Here is a 17358-nt window from a genome sequence, read left to right on the forward strand (position 1 = left end):
ATTATTTGGATCATAATATTAACAAGGAAATATTTTTTTGCAGCACGGCTTCGAGGTATTTTAAGGAGCAATTGAGTGGCACAGCAGCTAATTCAGGAGTGTTTATTCTGCTGGAACATTTCAATCCTTTTCCAGAAAAAGTAAAAGAAGCTCATTTTAATAAAGAATGGCTGCGCGAAATTCAGTTGCTTGCCCAATCATATAAAGGCAAGGTGCTGCTCATCAGGAACAAAAAAACAAATTTTAAGAACTGTAAAATATCTTTTGTTGACTGTACTGCCTGCCGCTATTTTACCATAGAAACAGCTACAGAAAATCTTCCTTCCATTCAATTAGCCGACCACATTGCAGACCCGCGAACAGCATGGCAAACAGATCCTTTTTTCGTGGTTTGCACCAACGGGAAAAAAGATAAATGCTGCGCTAAATTTGGATTTCCCGTATATAAATTTTTTGAGTCATTCAATTCTGATGTAAATGTATGGGAATGCTCGCACGTAGGGGGCGACCGCTTTGCCGCCAATGTAGTAGCGATGCCTTTCGGCATTTATTATGGCCATGTAGCCGTCGAAGATGTAGGCCACATTATGGTAAGAACACTTTTGCGGAAAATCTATAAAAATAAATTTCGTGGCCTATCGCGCCGTTCTTTTTACGAGCAGGCTATTGAATGCCACCTGCGCGAATATCTGCAGAATTACGATATAGATTTTGAGATCCATACGCGTTTACTGCATCATGAAGGAGATATATATAAAGTAGATGTGACTACCAGTAACAATGGTCATTACATAATGGAACTCCTGCGGGTTCGGGTGCCGTATCCGCACCTGCTTACCTGCAAATCCAAAAAGCCGGAAGACCTGTCAAAATTTGAACTGACAGCATTAGAAGTGGTTTGATGCTACTATTCCAGCTCCTGTTCAATCGCTTTTATTACTTCTTCAAAATAATTGATATTACTTAACCGGCAGGCGTGCCCCATACCGCCGGGGCTGAATACATTTACTTCCATCAACTTATCCCCTACAATATCAAGCCCAACTAAAAACATACCTTCTTTAATCAGCTTATAGCTTACGGCGTCCACAATATCAAGAACCTTTTTAGTTATTTTAGCCGGCGAAACAGTTCCTCCCTGGTGCAGATTACTGCGTATGTCGCCACTTGCCTGCGAACGATGTATAGCAGCTATTTTTCCATCAATCTCAATCGGCTTCCCATTTAATAAGAACAAACGGATATCGCCCTTACTGGCTTTAGGCAGGTACTCCTGCACTACAATATAACCATCCCGGCCTATGGCATCAACAATCTGGTTAAAGTTCTGATTCCTTTCGTTTACCAGAAAAACATTCTTCCCGCCAGAACCTTGCAAAGGCTTTAAGATAATGTTCTTTTTATGTGCCGCATAGAAGTCTTTTATTTCTGCAATATTTCTTGTTATAATAGTTTCGGGGCGTACACTTTCTGGAAAGTATTGAAAATACATCTTGTTGGCAGCTTTTGCCAGTGTATCGGGGTTGTTCAACACCAGCACGCCGTTCTTTTTTGCCAGCTGGCCAAATACAATTCCTGCATATTGCGCCCAGGGCCTTTCTTCAAGATCGATAGAAGGATCATTTCGCAGCATCATTACGTCCAGGTCTTTCGACTCTATAAGTTTTTTCTCTGCTTTAAAAACAGCCTCCATAAATATTTTAGGGCTTCTGAACATTTTTTCCGGTGCTTTTTTGGCATGGGCACCCATTTGGCCGGAGGCAGTATAGCTAAAGTCTTCTACAGCTATGTAATAGACTTCATGCCCCATCTGCAATGCCTGCAATGCCAGGCGGGTAGTGGTAAAACCGGGGGCTTCCCTATCATAATCGTTAATAACAAAAGCTATTCGCATATAGTTGTTTTAATGTTGGATCATTTTAAAGATATTCCCATCTTTTTTAATCTCATCCAGCTTTTCTTTAAAAGGTTCAGTTAAAAACCGGGGAGTTACAGGAGCTTTAAATAAAATATTCCTGTGTACCAGTTCCTGTACCACAGGTAAATAGTCTTCCCGTATTTTGCCGATCAGTAAATGTTTCAGGTCTTTGCCCTTTTTAATATAGCTGATAATGTTTAGAAACCCCTTCAGGTATACCGCGTCTTTTGTAAGCCCTCCTCCCCTGTACACCCTCATGCAAATATTAAACGCGGAATGAGGTGCAAAAGCATATTTATCTGTAAGCAGGTTGAAGGTTTCTACAAAAGATTTGCCGCTAACCATTTCATGCGTAGCAAGCACCCGGGCAGCAAGTGTTCTTATACGGCTGCCCGTAAGCCCACCGGTAAGATATTCGGCTAACACGGCCAGTCCTTCCTGTAACTCTTCGTATCCCGGAACGCCAATGGAAAACAGTTCAAGCGGCTGTGCTTTTCCGTTATAATAAGTTACCACATGTGTTCCTACTTCGTGCTGCAACAAGGACTGCGCCCTTTTTTTTGATACCCCGAAGCCCGAATTAATATATAGTACCCCTTTTGATACCAGTACTCCTTCCACATCATCGGCAATACGAATATTGGTTGAAATGTTTTTGTCCTGGGTACGCAGCCATTTCAACTCCTTTCGGGCAAGCATTGCGAACGCAGCGGCATTCAGTCGCTCTGGTTCCCTCACCGGTTCGCTGAACACATTTATAGCCACCAGCAGCGCCCTGGCTATGTCCAACAACTGTTCGCTTACCGGGCCAAACAATTGCAGACTGCTTAGCATAAAATCATGCTTTCCCCGCTCCTGCATCATATTTAACATTCGATCGATCTCTTTCCGTTTATCCCGGAACAGGAATGCAATGGTAGGATCGGTAATATCTTCAACAGGCAGGTTATATATCTTGCGTTTAATGATCTCGGGATCTACCGGCATAGGCCTGTAATGGAATACCGGATCTTTTGAATAGTCTGCCTGTTTAAAGTCTTCCCATGCTTCTTTTACATTAACAGGCGTTACCAGCATTAAAAAGTCGAACAACTTGCTATAAGCGGCAAGCTCCCTGTCTATTTCTTTTGCTTTGTTGTCAATGATCGTAGCACCCAGCATTTGAAAGTGTGAGGCACTAAAAGTTGTTTGTAACCTGATAAATTCAAAAAAGCTTTTACGCAAAGCCCTGCTATAGCCCGCCCTTAATTCGCGCAGGAACAAAGGGTATACTTTACCGGTAGCCTCATTTATATAAACTGGCGCAATGGATATACCTACCAGGGTAACACCTTCTTTCTCCAGCTGCTCCTTGTTCAGTAAAGCCTTTGCTCCCGGTGGCGCTACAGGCGCTTCCTGTTTTTTTAATACAGATGTTTTGCTCCATAAGGGTATAAGCATTTTGTTAAGCTCTTCATCTAATTTGCGCGCAGTAGCAACAGCACTTTTCTGGCTGATATGTATAGTAAATGGTGCCTGATATACCGGCAGCATCTGCCAGGCCTCTACTAAAAGAAAACCTTTGAATTTATCAAAAAATATACGGGCCACCAGCCGGATAATCTGCTGTAGTAAGCCGTCGGCACTGTCTTCAGCAATAAGATAAGCCGATTCTGTTTTACACAAACGGTTAGGAAAATGATCCTTATTTCCATTCAGTCTATAGATCAGTAAAAAAGGAACCGGTTTTTCTATTTTTAAAATACCATTACCCGGCAAACTCATATGCACAGGCTCTGCTTTTTTCAGCTTATCCTCTAACCTGTTCAATATTTTCAGGCCGGCTTGCGTCATTATTATATCTCTGTATTTTTGTTGTTTATTTCTTTATACAAAAAGCTTACCGATAATTCAAGCAGCTGCTTCAGCCTGTTAATATATGGTATATCAGCAATGCCGGTCCATTCATTCATGAATGTTTTTTTAAACTCAATGGAGCATACAGCACCATAACTTCCATAGTTTGCAATGACCCATCGGGCAAAGGCACCTCCCTTAAAAATAACATTCTGCCGGGCATCTATTTTATGGCCCAGGACACGCGATTCAGCAAAAAAACCGGTGAAACGGTCGCATAGCTCTTTCCGGCTTTTACTATTGTATGCGGTGCCCATATTTATTTCGGGGTGCCTCTCCACATCCGCTTCTGTAAAAGGATGCTCCCGAAGGTGATTATAAGAGTGCACATCAAGAATAAAAAAGCAGCCATGTTTTTTTATAGCCGCTTCAATTAATGCAGCAACAGATTTGTAAAACCAATCATAATCTTTATGGAGTTTCCGGATGACACGCAATGGCAAGTCATTCCATACATTTAGTCCCCAGGCATCTTCCGGTTTCAGATAAACGGCTTTATCTTTTGTCCTGTTCAGGTCAAGCTGAAAGCGAGAAGTATGCACCACCACTTTACTAACAGGAAGGTCTGCAATCATATAGCCGGTATAGGGGTCTTCTTCACGGGCACGGCCCTGTTCATCCAGCAGCAGATAGCGTCGAAGGTTGCCGTCAATAAAATGCCCGTCATGAAGCGCAAAAGCTATTACAGGAGTTTTTTTATCATCAATCGTAAAAAACGGATGGCTGTTCATGCTTTTGTAAAGGCAAAAAGCAAGCCATTTGACGATATCTTGTGCCTTCAGTTTTTGAAAATATTTTTTCCACGATTCGTTATCGTTTCTGGCGAAAGGGAAACCGGTAAATAATCTCTTCGCTAGTAAATCTTCTCACTGAAAATGAAAGATTTTCCTGGCATTTTGTATGGGCGTTCCCGTTTTATTTATAACCTATTCTATTTTTCTGAAACCATAGGCAGACCTGCTGCAAACCGCATTCCCGGCATTTGGGATTACGTGCCGTGCAAATATAGCGGCCATGCAAAATCAACCAGTGATGGGCTTTATAAATTAAAGTGACAGGGATATTTTTAGTCAGCTCTTTTTCTACGGCTAAAGGAGTTGTTGCAGATTGCGGCACCAGGCCAATCCTTTTACTTACCCTGTTTACATGTGTATCTACGGCCATGTTAGGCTGCCCTTCTATAACAGAAGTGATTACATTAGCCGTTTTGCGCCCCACACCGGGTAAGGTAACCAGCTCGTTTACCGTCATCGGGATTTTGCCGTTAAAATCCTCAACCAGTTTTTTTGCCATTCCGGCCAGGTGCTTACTTTTATTGTTAGGGTAGGAAATGCTTTTAATTAAGGGAAAAATATCTTCAGCAGAAGCTTTGCTGAGGCTGACTACATCAGGATATTTTTCAAATATAAAAGGAGTGGTCATATTTACCCGCTTATCGGTACATTGCGCGGATAGTATTACAGCTACCAATAGCTGGTAAGGATTGTCATATACCAGCTCCGTTTCAGGATCAGGCATGTGCACCGAGAAATAATCTATTACGAACTGATAGCGTTCTTTTTTTGTCATACGAATTTAGAAAATGCTAAGGTACATGCTGAAAATCAGATTCGTTGCTTACAACTTAAAGAATTAAATGCTCGTCTGATATTTAAATCCCTTCTTTATGAAAACAGTAAAACAGTTCCTGGTTGTTGGCATTGGCTGTATCCTGGCAGGATGTGCCATACAACGTACCAGTAAATTTACTATTGATACCATAAAGCCCGGCATGCGCCAGGATACAATAACTTCTATAGTGGGTAAACCTTACAAGCAAACTTTTTATTATGGTACAGACAGCTCATTATATGAGGCCTACTACTATAAAGAAGCTATCTGGAAAAATAACTGGTTCGAGGTTAATAATGTACTTCACTTCAAAAACGGGCAACTGGTTTCATTGGAACAGGGCCGAGAGAAGCATCTGTACGGGGAAGACAATAAAAATTAATATCAACACTAAAAATCAGTTTTATGTATCGGCTATTTAATTTATTCCTTATTCTTAATTTATTTATTATCACTTCCTGCTCCTCTTTAAAATTAGCTTCATCCGGATCGGACAACATAAGACCCGGAATGAGCAAGGAAGCAGTTATAAAAATCATGGGAAAGCCCGCAAACACGAGCTTTTACCAGGACGATGACGGTACTTTGTTTGAGACATTGGTTTACGAAAAGCTTGTTATAAGAGATAATTGGTATAAATACGACGATATATTCGAATTTAAAGATAACTATTTAAAATCGCATTATCAGACCCCCGAGCGTTATCACAGCAAGAGCATAACATCCAAGTAATTTTATCTGGCAGCCGCCTTAAACAGCCAGGCATCCTCCAGTGCTTTAACTGTAACTTTTGCCCCGGCAAAAGCAGCCGCAGTAATATCGGGCCGCGCCAAAACCACTTTGATTTTTTTTGCCTGTAACGAAACTTTTCCTTCCATCAATAAAAATATTTCAGCAGTATTGATATCCAGCTCAATATTTTCTCCTTTTTTAAGCTGGTAGGAGGTTAGCGTAAAATCCTTTACCGGAGCTTTATATAACTGGCTTGATTTACTTTTTACCTGCTTTATGATTTTGGGATGGGTAGCTTCGCATTTAGTATGCTTTAAAAGCTCAATAGTATCTATATGTTTGGAGGTAAGGCCCCCGCGCAAAACATTATCGCTGCTGGCCATAATTTCTACGTTCTGCCCTTCAAGGTAAGCATGTGGCACACCGGCATCCTGAAAAATAGCCTGCCCGGCTGTAAGCCGCACCAGGTTGAAAAAATAAACAGAAAATATACCCCGGTCAATTACGCCCGGCCTGTCAAACGTAAGAGCGGCCCTTGCTGCCCAAAAGTTTTCATCATCCTTTTGCAGCATGCCCTGCTGGTATAGCGGGATGATGCGGCTCAGCAATGGTTGCAATAATTCATTTACCTGTTCCTGCGGCATTTCCATCGCCAGTTTATATAATCCTGCGTAGCCTTTCTTTTTAAAAACGGTTTTAAAAGATCTAAGCTCCTTTACCTTATTGAATACTGATAATAATTCGTCCTCAGGCTTGAACCCGTGCAGCAGGTAAAATTCGCTCAGGGCTACCATCAGTTCCGGCTTATGATTGGCATCCTTATAATTCCTGTTGGGTGCATCAAGCGGAACACCTGCTTTGTTCTCCTGCTCAAAATCGATCGCGGCCTGCTTTTTAGAAGGATGTACCTGTATGGATAGCATATCCTTCACATCCAAAACCTTCAGCAGGTAAGGCAGATTGCCAAAGCGCTTCAGCACCTGTTCTCCGAGGGCCTTTACGCTATTGGCCGCTATATAATCTCTTAGCAATACTTCTTCGCCGTTGGCCAGTATAAGTGTACAACCGGCCTGCGGATGTACCCCCAGCCAATACTCGGCATAGGGCTGCATATTGGGATTTTCTATTTGTAACAGGGCGGGGATATAAGAGGTACCACCCCAATCATAATGTTTTATACTTCCGCTTAAAGGAGCTAACTGTTGCATATCAATTTTTATAGTAAATTCAGGTAAAGATAAGTAATGGCCGGTCATAATGAGCTAGGTAAAAATGGCGAGCAGCTGGCGGCAAAGTTTCTTGAAGCCAAAGGCTATACTATTATTTGCCGTAACTGGCGCCATGCCCATTATGAAATAGACATTATCGCCGTTAAAGGTAAAAAATTACACTTTATCGAAGTAAAAACGCGCCGTTCTTCTTTTTATGGCCACCCCGAGGAAAGTGTAACAAAAAAGAAATTCCGATTTCTTCAGAATGCAGCTGATGCATACCTCTTCCTTAACCCCGGGCACCAATGGATACAATATGATATTGTTTCCGTTACTTTCCGGAAAGCCGGGCCTCCTGAATATTTTTTGCTGGAAGATGTGTTCCTGTAAAGCTAATTAGCTGATATAAATCACCTTGCCAAACAATTTTTTTATGTAGGTTTGTTGCTTCAGTAACCTGATACATATTATTGCAGAACAAAAAATTCAACACATGAAATTATTAAGTATTACGTTTGTTAGTGCCATTCTTGCCTTCGCCAGCTGTACAGACGGCGGCAAAGGAACCGCATCCCAGCCATTTTGCAGCGACACTACCTGCTTAACAGAGCCTGTTGTTGTTCGCTCTGAAGCTCCGGGGAAACCTTTTGTAAGAATAAGCTTTAAAGACTGCCGGATAGATTCCATACATTGGGAAAAGGGCGGAATGGGCGTAATCAAAGACATTATTTTTAATGAGTTTGTAGAAAAACCGGTTATCCCTTCCAAACAGTTCCTTACTACAGATATTATAGAGGGTAAATACGCCTGGGTAAAATTCAATGATTGTGCCACAGGCCGGGGTTACTTGCTTAAATTGCCTTTTGATCAGGGTGGCGCTACCAGCAAATTTACCAGCGCCATTAACAATTTCGATCCTAAATTCAAACTGGAAGATGGACTGGTAGCTTATTATGACAACACTTTTATTTATGTAGAAGATATGGCTACCGGTCAAATAGCCCAACAGTTGCTTACCGATACAGGAGTTACTGAAATAGATTATGACAATATTCACAGTCTTATAGACTCTGTAAATATTACTAAAAGCGATATTTATGCCAAGCTGAATGTGAAAGGTAAAGAAATAGTGCATAACAAACCGCTCACTTTCAAATAACCCATGTGGGAAGCATACAAAAAAGGGTTTAAAGCATATCTTCAGTTAGAGAAATCTCTTTCTGAAAATTCAACCGGGGCATATCTGCGCGATTTAGATAAGCTTACCCAATTTCTTGAAATAAAAAATATACAAAAGAATCCTGCAGCTGTTACGCTGCAGGATTTGCAGTTTTTTATCAATTGGATCGGTGAGCTGGGGCTAACAGCAACCTCACAATCGCGTATTATATCCGGTATCCGTGCTTTTTATAAATATTGCGCGCTGGAAGATATAGCTCCAGAAGATCCTACGCTCCTGCTGGAAGCGCCTAAAACCAAGCGTGCGCTGCCAGATGTTTTAAGCTTCGAAGAAATAGAAAATATTATTGGCTGCATTGATCTCAGCACCCCCGAAGGAACCCGTAATAGAGCCATATTGGAAACACTTTACAGCTGCGGGATTCGCGTAAGCGAGATAGTAAATCTCCGCATTTCCCGGTTATATCTGGATGTTGGCTATATAAGAGTTACAGGCAAGGGTGATAAAGAAAGACTGGTGCCTGTTGGTAGCTCAGCAATAAAACACATCAATATTTACAGGAAAAACATCCGCAATCATATCGCTGTAAAACCCGGCAATGAAGATGTTTTATTTTTGAACAGGCGCGGACAGCAACTTACCCGTGTTATGATCTTCCTGATCATTAAAGACCTTGTTCAGAAAGCAGGTATTCATAAAACCGTTTCCCCACATACGTTCCGGCATTCGTTCGCAACGCATTTAATAGAAGGGGGAGCCAACCTGCGTGCCGTACAGGAAATGCTGGGGCACGAAAGCATCACTACTACAGAGATCTACACTCACCTCAATAAGGAGTTTTTACGAAAAACCCTGGAGCAGTTTCACCCTTCATTCAAATAATTCTTTATCGGCACGGGGTATATGTAAGATATACTATGTTACAGGTACCATGGGTGTACACGGTACATCTGTACACATATCACTCTTTTATTCGCTATTTTTACGGGCAATACATATAAACAATATACACATGAAAAAATTACTAGTATCAATCGTATGGCTAAGTGTGCTATCTTATGGAAATGCCCAGATAAAAATGCCGGCTCCCAGCCCTGCCCAAACAGTAAAGCAAGAGTTCGGATTATCCAGCATTGAGCTTTCGTATAGCCGCCCTGCAGTAAAAGGCCGTAAAGTATTCGGAGATCTTGTTCCTTATAATACGGTTTGGCGCACCGGTGCCAATGGCGCTACCACGATTGATTTTGGAAATGATGTAACTATTGGCGGAAAAGAAATACCTGCCGGCAAATATGGACTGTTAAGCATTCCGGGCGCTGCTTCATGGACATTGATTATCACAAAACAAACAGACGTAACAAGCCCTGCAGCCTATAAACAGGACCAGGATGTGGTAAGAGTTACAGCTAAAGTAAAGCCGCTCGCCACCAAAGTAGAAAATTTTACGATCCAGTTCGACAATATTCAGCCTGAAAGCTGCGAGCTGGTAATCAGCTGGGACAAATCATCGGTAAGTCTGCCTGTAAGAACCAGTATAGATGCAACGATCATGGCTGATATTGAAGCCTCGATGAAATCTGATAAGCCGGCTTATTTCCAGGCAGCCTTTTACTACCTCGAAAGCGGAAAGGACCTGAAAAAAGCAGAAGAATGGTTGGCGAAAGCGATCGAATCCCAGCCCAATGCATTCTGGATAAGATATCAGCATGCCCGCGCCCTTGCCAAACTGGGCAGGAAAGCTGAAGCAAAAGAAGCCGCGCTGAAATCAAAAGAGCTGGCAGTTGCCGCTAAAAACCAGGATTATGTAACATTAAACAACAAGCTGATCAGTACCCTTAAATAACCCTATGGATTGTTTGACGAACTGCTCTTTAGGAATACCGGCAGTGATTCGCGTCATGCTGTCCAAAAAACAATAAACAGATGAAACTTATTTTTACATCCATAGCGATTACATTACTTTTTTTAAGCGGCACGGCCTACGGCCAGAAAACTTATACCCTGAAATTCAATCCTGCAAATGGAAGTAAGTATGAGGCTGTAACCAGCATGAAAACGAAGACCTTTCAGAATGTAATGGGGCAGGATATGGAATTGAATATGGATTACGACATCAATATGTCTTATAGCATTGCCGCAGCAGGGCCTAACAAAAAGCTGAGCATGACTTACAACAGGCTGAAGATGAGTATGGATGTAATGAGCCAAAAAGTACATATGGACAGCGATGATCCGGACTCTTCCAACGCTGCCAGCCAAGCTTTCAGAGCGTTAAAAGGACAAACAGTAGGAGTGGTTTTAGCGCCTGATGGAAAAGTACTTACAATAGATGGCACTGAAGAAATCATGCAGAAATTGGGAGAAGATGAAATGCAGAAGCAAACCATGAAGGGTATCTTAGGTGAAGATGCCATGAAAAACCTGATGGGGCAGGCTTTTGGCTTTTATCCTGATCAGCCTGTAAAAGAGGGCGATTCCTGGACATCAACCATTACCCTGAAAACGCCCTATACTATCTCGGCAACAAGCACCTATACCCTTACCAAAGTAGAAGGTGCAAAAGCACTCATCCATACTGCAAGTACTTTAAAAACCGACAGCACTTCTAAAATGACGGTGAATGGCATTGAAATGGATCTTGACCTGACAGGAGAGGTATCCGGCCATACAGAAGTTGATTTAGCAACAGGGATGCCGCTGATTACTACCACAAAACAAACATTGAAAGGAAATATTGAGGTACGGGGCCAGAAAATACCAATGGCCTCCAATATAGACACCGAAATCAAGGTGACCCAAAAATAGCAACTGATTGATAATGCAAAACGGGCGCCGATCTGTGCCCGTTTTGCATTATCTTATAAAATAAAGATGTTTATTTTTTCAGCTCGAAGGTTTCTAAAAACTTGGTATTAAAATTCCCCTTGATAAAATTTTCATCCCGCATTAACTGCAGGTGAAAGGGGATAGTGGTTTTAACACCCTCTATCACGTATTCGCTCAGGGCACGGTACATGGTATCTATAGCTTCTTCGCGCGTGCGGGCCACGGTGATCAGCTTACCGATCATAGAATCGTAATAAGGAGAAATAGTGTAACCGGCATACACATGGCTGTCAACCCTCACACCATGTCCGCCCGGCACATGCAGGTTGGTGATTTTCCCCGGTGAGGGGCGAAAATCATTGAACGGGTCTTCGGCATTGATACGGCACTCAATACTATGCATATCGGGGATATAATCCTGTCCTGAAATTTTTTCACCTGCGGCAATTTTGATCTGCTCTTTTATCAGGTCGAAATTGATCACCTCTTCTGTAACGCAATGCTCTACCTGTATACGGGTATTCATTTCCATAAAGTAAAAATTGCGATGTTTATCTACAAGAAACTCAATTGTACCCACACTTTCGTATCGTATAGCTTCAGCGGCCTTTTTTGCAGCTTCACCCATAGCGGCGCGCAGCTCCGGTGTCATGAAAGGAGATGGAGATTCCTCCACCAGTTTCTGATGGCGGCGCTGAATAGAGCAGTCGCGCTCACTCATGTGGCAAACATTTCCAAACTGGTCGCCCGCGACCTGTATTTCTATATGGCGTGGCTCTTCCACAAATTTCTCCATATAAATACCATCGTTTTTGAACGATGCCGCTGCTTCCATTTTAGCTGTATCGTAGGCTTTTTCCAATTCACTTTCTTCCCATACAATGCGCATGCCTTTACCACCACCGCCAGCTGTGGCTTTTAAAATAACAGGATAACCAATTCCTTTTGCCAGGTTTTTCGCCTGTTCAACACTTTCCAGCAATCCCTCTCCGCCAGGAACCACAGGAACTCCCGCTTTTATCATCGTTTCCTTGGCAGTGATCTTGTCGCCCATCTTATTAATCATATCGGCAGTAGGCCCGATAAACTTAATATTGCTTTTGTTGCAGATGTCGGCAAATTTTGCATTTTCTGCAAGAAACCCATAGCCCGGGTGCACCGCATCGGCATTGGTGATCTCAATGGCTGCCATGATATTGGGAATATTAAGATAAGACTCTGCACTGGCAGGCCGCCCGATGCATACCGCTTCATCAGCAAACTTTACGTGCAGGCTTTCGCTATCTGCTGTAGAATAAACCGCAACCGTTTTGATCCCCATTTCCCTGCAGGTTCTGATTACACGTAATGCGATCTCTCCCCTGTTGGCTATTAATATTTTTTTAAACATATCTTAAATGTGATAATATGCTGATGTGCCCAATAAGCTAATAAAGCACACTTACACTGTTTTTCTAAATATAAAAAAACTCAAAATATAACTAAGTGGATTTTTATTTTTAGGAGCAGATAATATCTTATTAAAAATTTCACTGATCTCTTCCTGCTTGATAAGCAATTCCGATGCAGAAGAATATCTCTCAAAATAATACGACATAAGCCAATACAGCATTTTAAGACTCCTGTGCGGGCAGTTTTATCTAATGACGAAAAGCTGGCCGGTTCACACAGCCCGTCAAGCTGTTTCTACCTCAAACAAAGGCTGATCAAATTCCACCGGAGATGCATCGTCCACCAGTATTTTTACCACACGGCCGCTGATCTCACTCTCAATTTCGTTAAACAATTTCATTGCCTCAATCACACAAAGCACTTTTCCCGTTGTTATAATATCACCTTCTTCAACAAAATTAGGCTTATCAGGAGAAGGTCTGCGGTAGAATGTACCAATCATGGGGCTTTTTATAATGGTATTGTTGCTGGCGGCTTCGGGTGCTTTCGCTTTTTCCGAAGTAGCTGATGCTGCAGCTGCCTGGGTTTGAGGAGCCGTAATTTGTGCAGGAGGTACTGCCATGGGTTGTACAGGATAAGGGGAGGCCGATACCAATTGGGTTACCGCTTCTTCTTTCTGTTTAATAGACAGTTTAAAATCCTTTTGCTCAATAGTCAACTCCCCGATATTTGATTTATTGATCATTTTGATCAGTTCCTGAATTTGCCTGAAGTCCATATTTTTCAATTTGACAGCTTGGTTTAAAATATTATTTTGCTACCTGCTTAAGAAAAGAATAACTAAGATAAGTAAATCAATAACATTAACAGAAGATTTAATGCTAATTTTTAATATGATAAATGTCCCTTACTAAAAATGGCTCAAAATCCTTATTGATTGTAGAGCCACTTTTATAAAATTCTGCCTGTAATTATTCTTTTACACGTTCTACGTATTCGCCGGTTTTAGTATTTACTCTTATCAGCTCGCCCTCGTTCACAAACAAAGGAACGCTAACTGTAGCACCGGTCTCTACAGTTGCAGGTTTTAAGGTACGGGTAGCGGTATCGCCCTTTAATCCCGGTTCTGTATAAGTAACCAGCATTACAATTTTGTCGGGAAGCTCAACGCTTACAGGCTGCTCGGTTTCTGTATTAATAGCAATAGCAACCTCCTGGCCTTCTTTTAAAAACTGTGGAGCGTCAATCAGGTTCTCAGCTACGCTTATCTGTTCAAATGTATCATTGTCCATGAAATTAAAGCCGGTCTCATCCTGGTAAAGATACTGGAACGCCCTTTTTTCAACTCTTACAGGATGAATAGTGTCCCCCGAATTCCAGGTTTTTTCAATTGTTCTGTTATTATCTACTCCTTTAAGTTTCGCCCAAACTTTTGCAGCGGCACGCGCTGTTTTGTTTTCTCCAAACTCTATCACAGAGTAAAGGCTTCCATCCAGTTTTAAGATCATGCCACGGCTGATATCTGCAGTATTTGCCATTGTAAAAAATTTAGGGCGCAAATATAGCATTTTTAACATACCCCTATAATATATCCTTTATGAATATCAAAACATAAAATATTTATACAAATACATATATATTATAATAAATAATATATATGTTAAATAACAATTATTCTATACAATTAAATAATTATTATTAAATTTACACAAATTATAATTAATAATAATTACATTTAAATACAAAAATACTACAAAAATAAAATATATAATTAATTATAATATTTCAAATAGACTGCTATATGAATTACCTAAACATTTTTCTTAATCTTAAACTAAAGTAAATGAAAGGAAAACTACTTTTAACAACCAAAGCTCTTTTCATCACCAGTGCAATTTTTGCACAAACGGAAGCTGAACCGGAAGAACCGAAAGGCGAACTACAAATTAACGGATCGGTAGATGCTTACTACCGTTATAATTTCCAAAATGCAAAGTCAGCAGGAAGTTTTAATAATTTCACAAGCTTTACCAACTCTCAAAATTCTATTGAACTTGGGATGGCCTCACTGAAAGCCAGCTACAGCAAAGGAAAAGCTGAAGTGGTGGTTGACCTGGGATTTGGTACAAGGGCCAGAGAGTTTTCTTATGCGGAAGAGCCAGATACTGCTACCGGAAAAGGTTCTGCTCTTTTACAAGCCATCAAGCAGGCTTATGTGGTTTACAAACCTACCGACAATATCCGCATATCTGCCGGTAAATGGGGTACCCACCTGGGATACGAGGTGCTGGATCCCCAACTAAACCGGAATTACAGCATGAGCTATATGTTTTCTTATGGCCCGTTTTCTCATACCGGTTTAAAAATAGATTATAATGTAGGCGATGGCTTTGGCCTGATGGCTGGTATCACCAATCCCACCGATTACCTGGGTGCTTCTTTTGCTAAAAAGAATATTATTGCCCAGTTCAGCAAAACTTCTGACCATATAAATGCGTTCCTGAACTATGTTGGGGGTAAAGACCAGGATGGCAACAATAATAACCAGATCGGCCTTACTGCTACTGCTACGGTGAGCGATAAGTTTTCTCTGGGATATGATGGTACTGTAAAAATGATTGATTTTGCCGGGGGACCATCAGGTAAATGGTGGGGGGCTGCACTCTATTTAAACGTAGATCCTTCCGAAAAATTTGGCATCACGCTTCGCGGTGAGTACTTCGATGACAAAAAAGACGGAGTAATTTTCGCAACGCCAACATCCCTTATTCAAAGCACCCTGTCGTTTAACATAAAACCTGCAAGCGGTCTTGCAATTATCCCTGAATTCAGGATAGACAGCGCCAAAGATCCCATATTCACCAAAAATGACGGTTCCAGCACAAAAAGCACCGGAACCTTCCTGATAGCTGCTGTTTACTCATTTTAACTTTTACGCTGCTTATAAATAAAGAACCCCTGCTTCAGCAGGGGTTTGCTATTATAGTTTTTATATTTCAACAGCGCAGTTCATCCATTCACCATCAAAGTTGGCATTGTATTTTTTATAGAAGTTGATAGCCGGCTCATTCCAATCGAGCACCTGCCAGCAAATTCGTTTAAAGCCCTTTTCCCTGGCCTCCTTCATTAATGCGTCAAACACCAAATGCCCTATACCCCTGCCACGCATCTGCTCTGTGACTAAAATATCTTCCAGGTACATGGCCTGCCCTTTCCAGGTAGAGAAACGGATGTAATAAAGCGCAAAGGCAACGATACCACTCCCCTGTCCCTGCTCTAAAGAAGAAGGGGAACGCTCAGCAACAAAACCCCACCAAACCGGGTTCGCACCGAAACCGCTCTCAGTAAAATGCGCTAAAGTTACCGTAACCGCTTCGGGCGCATGCTCATAATCGGCAAGCTCCTGCACCAGTTCCAAAATCCTGGGGCAATCAGCGGCCTCGGCCCGTCGTATATTTATAGATGTAGCCAATGGTTTAAATAGTGAAAAGTGAGTAGTCAATAATGAGTGGAATGTAAGGACATAATTATAGTCAAGTTTCCAGCTTTTGGCAGCTGCCATTAACCATGAAGATCATCCATCTCAATAAGCCCATTCCAGCAGCGTGGCGCCCCAGGTAAAGCCGCCTCCAAAAGCGGCCAGCACCAGCTTATCTCCTTTTTTAAGCTGTTTTTCCCAATCCCATAAGCACAAGGGGATGGTAGCAGCCGTGGTATTGCCATATTTCTGAATATTGACCATTACTTTTTCTTTTGGCAAACCAATTCGGTTAGCTGTTGCATCTATAATGCGCAGGTTAGCCTGGTGGGGTACGAGCCACGCAATATCGTCACCTGTAAGATGGTTTCTTTCCAGCAACTCAGCACTTATATCAGCCATGCCTTTCACGGCAAATTTAAATACGGTCTGTCCTTCCTGGTAAATATTATGCTCTTTATTGGCTACGGTTTCAGCGCTTGCCGGATAGGCAGAGCCGCCGGCCTTCATTCTTAAAAAAGCACCGCCGCTGCCATCACTTTTAAGCAGGCTGTCTTTAATACCTAACCCTTCTGCATTAGGCTCTAACAATACAGCGCCTGCGCCATCTCCAAATATGATACAGGTTGCCCGGTCCGTGTAATCTACAATAGCGCTCATCTTATCTGCACCTACCACAATTACTTTTTTATAACGTCCGCTTTCTATAAATGCAGCACCCTGCGTAAGCGCGTACAGGAAGCCGGAACAGGCAGCAGCAATGTCATAGCCGAAGGCATTTACGGCGCCAATTTTATCAGATACAATATTAGCAGTGGCAGGAAATACCATATCGGGAGTAACTGTAGCTACAATAATACAGTCGATTTCCCTGGCATCAATGCCCCGTTTATCCAGCAGTTCCCTGACAGCAGGAACAATCATTTCGCTCACGCCCCTTCCCGTTCCTTTCAATATCCTGCGCTCTTCAATACCGGTACGGGTACGTATCCACTCGTCATTGGTGTCTACCATTTTTTCAAGATCAAAATTCGTTAGCCTGTCCTCCGGAACATAACCTCCAACCGCAGTTATTGCAGCTACAATTTTATTAGTCATGGATTGTATAAAAAAT

General features: G+C 41.9%; 19 protein-coding genes. 9 read left to right on the forward strand and 10 right to left on the reverse strand.

Features of this window, described 5'->3' with window-relative positions; all coding sequences use genetic code 11:
• Positions 1–5 precede the first annotated feature (5 nt).
• On the forward strand, positions 6–902 hold the full coding sequence (locus ACYVBM_RS09510) for a sucrase ferredoxin (RefSeq protein WP_460685416.1): 897 nt from the start codon (positions 6–8) through the stop codon (positions 900–902).
• A gap of 5 nt (positions 903–907) precedes the next feature.
• Here the strand turns inward: ACYVBM_RS09510 and ACYVBM_RS09515 are convergent, their stop codons facing one another.
• The 4 genes from ACYVBM_RS09515 to nth form a co-directional block, all read right to left on the reverse strand.
• Positions 908–1894, reverse strand: a complete 987-nt coding sequence (locus ACYVBM_RS09515) for a glutathione synthetase (RefSeq protein ID WP_460685417.1) — start codon at positions 1892–1894, stop codon at positions 908–910.
• Between the two features lie 9 nt (positions 1895–1903).
• Positions 1904–3751: a flavohemoglobin expression-modulating QEGLA motif protein gene (locus ACYVBM_RS09520; RefSeq protein ID WP_460685418.1), complete on the reverse strand. Its 1848-nt coding sequence runs from the start codon at positions 3749–3751 to the stop codon at positions 1904–1906.
• Positions 3752–3753: 2 nt separating this feature from the next.
• Entirely contained in the window at positions 3754–4545 is a 792-nt protein-coding gene (locus ACYVBM_RS09525) for an N-formylglutamate amidohydrolase (protein ID WP_460685419.1), read from the reverse strand.
• A 184-nt stretch (positions 4546–4729) separates the two neighbouring features.
• Positions 4730–5383 carry an endonuclease III gene (nth, locus tag ACYVBM_RS09530; RefSeq protein ID WP_460685420.1) on the reverse strand — a complete coding sequence of 218 codons (654 nt, stop codon included), beginning with the start codon at positions 5381–5383 and terminating at the stop codon, positions 4730–4732.
• 97 nt (positions 5384–5480) lie between these two features.
• Between nth and ACYVBM_RS09535 the strand changes: the two genes are divergently transcribed.
• Entirely contained in the window at positions 5481–5807 is a 327-nt protein-coding gene (locus tag ACYVBM_RS09535; RefSeq protein ID WP_460685421.1) for a hypothetical protein, read from the forward strand.
• 23 nt (positions 5808–5830) lie between these two features.
• Entirely contained in the window at positions 5831–6157 is a 327-nt protein-coding gene (locus ACYVBM_RS09540; protein WP_460685422.1) for a hypothetical protein, read from the forward strand.
• 2 nt (positions 6158–6159) lie between these two features.
• On the opposite strand, the gene manA is transcribed toward ACYVBM_RS09540, so the two are convergent.
• Positions 6160–7365 carry a mannose-6-phosphate isomerase, class I gene (gene manA / locus ACYVBM_RS09545; RefSeq protein WP_460685423.1) on the reverse strand — a complete coding sequence of 402 codons (1206 nt, stop codon included), beginning with the start codon at positions 7363–7365 and terminating at the stop codon, positions 6160–6162.
• 36 nt (positions 7366–7401) lie between these two features.
• Here manA and ACYVBM_RS09550 point away from each other — a divergent pair, with 36 nt between their 5' ends.
• The 5 genes from ACYVBM_RS09550 (at position 7402) to ACYVBM_RS09570 (ending at position 11353) form a co-directional block, all read left to right on the forward strand.
• Positions 7402–7758 carry a YraN family protein gene (locus ACYVBM_RS09550; RefSeq protein WP_460685424.1) on the forward strand — a complete coding sequence of 119 codons (357 nt, stop codon included), beginning with the start codon at positions 7402–7404 and terminating at the stop codon, positions 7756–7758.
• Positions 7759–7861: 103 nt separating this feature from the next.
• Complete coding sequence (locus ACYVBM_RS09555; protein WP_460685425.1) at positions 7862–8527, forward strand: hypothetical protein; 666 nt, start codon at positions 7862–7864, stop codon at positions 8525–8527.
• A gap of 3 nt (positions 8528–8530) precedes the next feature.
• A complete protein-coding gene (gene xerD / locus ACYVBM_RS09560) occupies positions 8531–9430 on the forward strand; it encodes a site-specific tyrosine recombinase XerD (RefSeq protein ID WP_460685426.1) in 900 nt (299 codons plus the stop codon).
• Positions 9431–9560: 130 nt separating this feature from the next.
• The gene (locus tag ACYVBM_RS09565) at positions 9561–10391 is read left to right on the forward strand and encodes a DUF2911 domain-containing protein (protein WP_460685427.1); all 831 of its coding nucleotides are present in this window, start codon (positions 9561–9563) and stop codon (positions 10389–10391) included.
• A gap of 80 nt (positions 10392–10471) precedes the next feature.
• On the forward strand, positions 10472–11353 hold the full coding sequence (locus ACYVBM_RS09570; RefSeq protein ID WP_460685428.1) for a DUF6263 family protein: 882 nt from the start codon (positions 10472–10474) through the stop codon (positions 11351–11353).
• Positions 11354–11423: 70 nt separating this feature from the next.
• On the opposite strand, the gene accC is transcribed toward ACYVBM_RS09570, so the two are convergent.
• The 3 genes from accC to efp form a co-directional block, all read right to left on the reverse strand.
• Positions 11424–12764 carry an acetyl-CoA carboxylase biotin carboxylase subunit gene (gene accC / locus ACYVBM_RS09575; protein ID WP_460685429.1) on the reverse strand — a complete coding sequence of 447 codons (1341 nt, stop codon included), beginning with the start codon at positions 12762–12764 and terminating at the stop codon, positions 11424–11426.
• A 285-nt stretch (positions 12765–13049) separates the two neighbouring features.
• Positions 13050–13544, reverse strand: a complete 495-nt coding sequence (accB, locus tag ACYVBM_RS09580; RefSeq protein ID WP_460685430.1) for an acetyl-CoA carboxylase biotin carboxyl carrier protein — start codon at positions 13542–13544, stop codon at positions 13050–13052.
• A gap of 193 nt (positions 13545–13737) precedes the next feature.
• The gene (efp, locus tag ACYVBM_RS09585) at positions 13738–14304 is read right to left on the reverse strand and encodes an elongation factor P (protein WP_460685431.1); all 567 of its coding nucleotides are present in this window, start codon (positions 14302–14304) and stop codon (positions 13738–13740) included.
• A gap of 305 nt (positions 14305–14609) precedes the next feature.
• Between efp and ACYVBM_RS09590 the strand changes: the two genes are divergently transcribed.
• Complete coding sequence (locus ACYVBM_RS09590) at positions 14610–15695, forward strand: porin (protein ID WP_460685432.1); 1086 nt, start codon at positions 14610–14612, stop codon at positions 15693–15695.
• 60 nt (positions 15696–15755) lie between these two features.
• Here ACYVBM_RS09590 and ACYVBM_RS09595 read toward each other — a convergent pair whose 3' ends face one another.
• Complete coding sequence (locus ACYVBM_RS09595; RefSeq protein ID WP_460685433.1) at positions 15756–16238, reverse strand: GNAT family N-acetyltransferase; 483 nt, start codon at positions 16236–16238, stop codon at positions 15756–15758.
• Positions 16239–16349: 111 nt separating this feature from the next.
• Positions 16350–17342: a beta-ketoacyl-ACP synthase III gene (locus tag ACYVBM_RS09600; protein WP_460685434.1), complete on the reverse strand. Its 993-nt coding sequence runs from the start codon at positions 17340–17342 to the stop codon at positions 16350–16352.
• Between the last annotated feature and the right edge of the window lie 16 nt (positions 17343–17358).

It is taken from the genome of Niabella aquatica, from assembly GCF_054779315.1.